3 protein-coding genes are annotated in these 3646 nt (G+C 61.1%); 1 reads left to right on the forward strand and 2 read right to left on the reverse strand.

What is annotated here, in order from left to right:
* On the forward strand, nucleotides 1-1212 hold a 1212-nt coding region (locus AAAB16_RS23565; RefSeq protein ID WP_340665530.1), incomplete at its 5' end, for a methyl-accepting chemotaxis protein.
* A gap of 4 nt (nucleotides 1213-1216) precedes the next feature.
* On the opposite strand, the gene AAAB16_RS23570 is transcribed toward AAAB16_RS23565, so the two are convergent.
* Together AAAB16_RS23570 and AAAB16_RS23575 are read right to left on the reverse strand one after the other, a co-directional pair.
* Complete coding sequence (locus AAAB16_RS23570) at nucleotides 1217-3337, reverse strand: DUF2207 domain-containing protein (protein ID WP_340665531.1); 2121 nt, start codon at nucleotides 3335-3337, stop codon at nucleotides 1217-1219.
* 1 nt (nucleotide 3338) lies between these two features.
* The coding region (locus AAAB16_RS23575) for a LemA family protein (protein WP_340665532.1) at nucleotides 3339-3646 on the reverse strand (308 nt) is incomplete at its 5' end.

Here is a 3646-nt window from a genome sequence, read left to right on the forward strand (position 1 = left end):
CGCGCCACAGTCGGCCAGTTCGCCAGCACCTTGGCCAGTGTCGAGGCGGCGCAAACCATCCTTAATGCGCAGATCGCCACGATTATTGAGGCTTGCGGCAAGTTGACCGCCAGCCAAAACCTCAAGCGTGATGCTGAAGCGAGTGAGGCCCACATCATTTTGCTGTCGGCATCGCTGGTGGCCTTGGTATTGGGGCTGATCGCCGCGCTGTTTATCACCCGGCAGATCGTCGCTCCGCTGAAAGATGTGCTGCGCCGCGTCGACCGTATTGCCTCGGGCGACCTTAGTTATGACATCGAAACCCGCCGCGCCGATGAACTGGGTCAGCTGCAATCGAGCATGCAGAAAATGACCCTGGGCCTGCGCGAGTTGATTGGCGGTATACGCGACGGCGTTACCCAGATTGCCAGCGCGGCCGAGCAGTTGTCGGCGGTCACTGAGCAGACCAGCGCCGGTGTTAACAGTCAGAAAGTGGAAACCGATCAGGTCGCCACGGCGATGCACGAAATGACCGCCACCGTGCAGGAAGTGGCGCGTAACGCCGAAGAAGCTTCCGAGGCCGCCAAAGCCGCCGATCTGCAAGCCCGCGACGGCGACCGTGTAGTGGGCGAGGCGGTGGCGCAGATCGAACGCCTGGCGCTGGCCGTGGGCAGTTCCACCGACGCCATGAACGGTTTGAAACGCGAGAGCGACAAAATTGGCAGCGTGTTGGACGTGATCAAGTCCGTGGCGCAGCAGACTAATTTGCTGGCCTTAAACGCTGCTATTGAAGCGGCACGTGCCGGTGAAGCTGGGCGTGGCTTTGCTGTGGTGGCTGACGAAGTGCGCAGCCTGGCGCAGCGCACCCAGCAGTCCACCGAAGAAATCGAAGAGCTGATCAGCGGCCTGCAAAGCGGCACCCAGCAAGTGGCGACCACCCTGGAAAGTAGCCGCGACTTGACCGACAGCAGCGTTGAGCTAACCCGTCGTGCTGGCGCGTCGCTGGGCAGCATCACCCGCACTGTGTCGGCGATTCAGGCCATGAATCAGCAGATCGCCACCGCCGCTGAAGAGCAAACTGCCGTGGCGGAAGAGATCAACCGCAGCGTGCTCAACGTGCGTGATGTGTCCGAGCAGACCGCTGCCGCCAGCGAAGAGACGGCAGCGTCCAGCGTTGAGCTGGCGCGTTTAGGCGGGCACTTGCAGAGCCTGGTGCAGCGCTTTCGGGTGTAGGTATTTACCAGCCACCGCCACCTCCGCCGCCACCGCCGCCACCTGACGAGCCACCGCCAGAGGAGCTGCTGCTCGATGAGGAACTGGAGCTCGAGCTGGACCCCGACGACGGGCTCGGTGGCGGTGTTGAGGCCGTAGCGGCCGCTGCAAGCAAGGCGCCGCTAAAGGCACTGGGCGTGCTGAAGCGGTTGCTGTTGCGGTACCACTCGGGCCGGTAATCGTCTTGGTTAAGCTCAATCACGCCGGCGGCAATTGCCGAGCTCAGGCGCGCTGTCCATTGTTTCTCCACGCCTAACGCCATGGCGTAGGGCAGGTGCTGTTCGTACAGCGCAATGGTCATTGCCGGCGCATCGGCGGCGCGGGCCAGGGTGTCGCTTTCGGCCAGTTGCAGGTAGTCGCGGTAGCCTTCCAACGCGTCCAGGGTTTTGCGGCCTTCCACGGTCGGTGCTTCCAGCCAGCCGCGAAACAGCGCAATCAACACCACCATCAGCACCACGCAGCCGGTGACATAGGGCGAGGTGCTGTAGAGCATCGCAACCGCGGTACCGAAGCCGGCGAGGGCGAAAGGCAGGCCGAAGAAAATCGGCACCACCCCGATAAAACTCATGGGTGGCCCCTTGAGGGTGGTCCAGCCAAAGCTCACTAGGCCAAGGCCCACGGCAATAAAAATCAGCGGAAACAGGGCAAACAGTATTTGCGGGTCGCTGAGCACACCCATCAGCACAAACGCGACCAGCGCGCCAAGCAGGCCCAGCCACCAAACTTTGCGGTTTTTACTAAACAGCTGGTCGCCCCATTCGCGCAGTTTTTCGCTGTGGTCGCTCAAGGCGTTATCCAGCGCCTTGACGTATTTGTCGCCCACGCGCACCGGTGATTTGCCTTCAAATAGACGCTTGAGCAGCTTGTCTTCATGGGGTTGTAGTTCGGCGCTCGCCTCACCTTTGCTAATCAAAAAGGCGCTGCTTTTCGGCGCGTCGGCAATGCTCAGCAGCTTGCGTCGGGCCAGGTCAGTGACGGTGATGGTAAAGGCTTCAACATCGCTGAAATGGCTGTCGAACCCGCGGTTCCATACATAACCGGCGCGCGCGGGGCTTACCTGCTCGGGGGCTTCATAGCGCGGAATGATCACGCCTTTGGCCGGGTCGCGGCCGACCTTTTTCCACCCGTGGAAGTAATAGGCAAACAGACCGAGCACGGCGAGTACGCCGACCACGATGCTCAGGTTGTCCCACGCTAGGCGCAGCGCTTTTTGCACCAGGTTTGGACGTTTGACCAGACCCGCCTGCCAGTCCAAAGCAATGGTAAAACCTTCTTCGGCCGCGAGCGGTTGCGTGGTCGCCAGCCTGACGATGTTATCGCCTCGGTTCAGCACCTTATAGGCCCGGCCGGTGCGCGCGCCGCTGTAGCCGGTGTAGCCGGTCATCTGGTCGATGCGCGCGCCTTCGGGTAACTCGATGGTGGCGCTGGCGTTGTCGATCGGGAACTGCCATTGGTTACCGGTGAGGTTCCAGTACAGCTCGTCTTTATTGGCGGTGAAGTGCAGCTGCGCATCCATGCGGTATTTCAGCTCGTATACATGCAGGCCAGGCTCGACGTACACGTCCGGCGAGCCGAGGTAATAACGCACGCCCCACTGTGTGCGTTCTTTTTTATAGGGCTCATTTCTGCCATCGCGGCTGACGCTCAGCAGCTCGATGGGTGTTTTGCGCCGCAGGCCGCCGGGCAGGCTGTAAGTGGTGGGGATGTCGCGGTAGATGCCGTGGTTGATCTTGTCGCCGTTGGCGGTGACCTGAATGCGTTCGCTGATCAGCAAGTCGCCGCTGGGCTCGACTTGAAGCACGATGTCGAAGTTATTGATGCGCTCTTGCGTGCCGGCGGGCATGTCCAGGTTTACCGCCTCGTCGGAAACGCTTTCTGTCGCGACGGCGTCGACGGCGTCGACGGCCGAGCTTTCCAGCACATTGCCGTCGGCGTCCATCACCGCGTCCATTGCCACGTCATCGTCTGGCGCGGCCTGAACCTGGGTAACCATCACCTCGTCATCCGCCGCCAGCGCGGGGTTCAGCGGCAATGCGGGCAATAGGCAAACGAGCAGGCCCAGGGCGTATTTCAGTCTTCCCGACATGTTAAAACTCCAGCTTCGGTGGTTGCGCCTGACTGGCATCATCCAGAGAAAAGTAAGCCGCCCCGGTAAAACCGAAGGCGTTGGCGATGAGGTTACTGGGCACTGATTCAACCAGCACATTTAACTCGCGCACCGCGCCGTTGTAGTAGCGGCGGGCCATTTGAATGTCGTCTTCAACTTTGCTGAGGTTTTGCTGCAGGTCGAGAAAAACTGCATCGGCCTTGAGGTCCGGATAGGCCTCGGCGCGGGCAAAAACCTGTTTTAAGGTGGACGTCAGCTGGCCTTCAGCCTGGCTGCGTTCCACGGCGC

It is taken from the genome of Pseudomonas sp. (genome assembly GCF_037994325.1).
In the GTDB taxonomy this organism is placed as follows: Bacteria; Pseudomonadota; Gammaproteobacteria; order Pseudomonadales; family Pseudomonadaceae; genus Aquipseudomonas.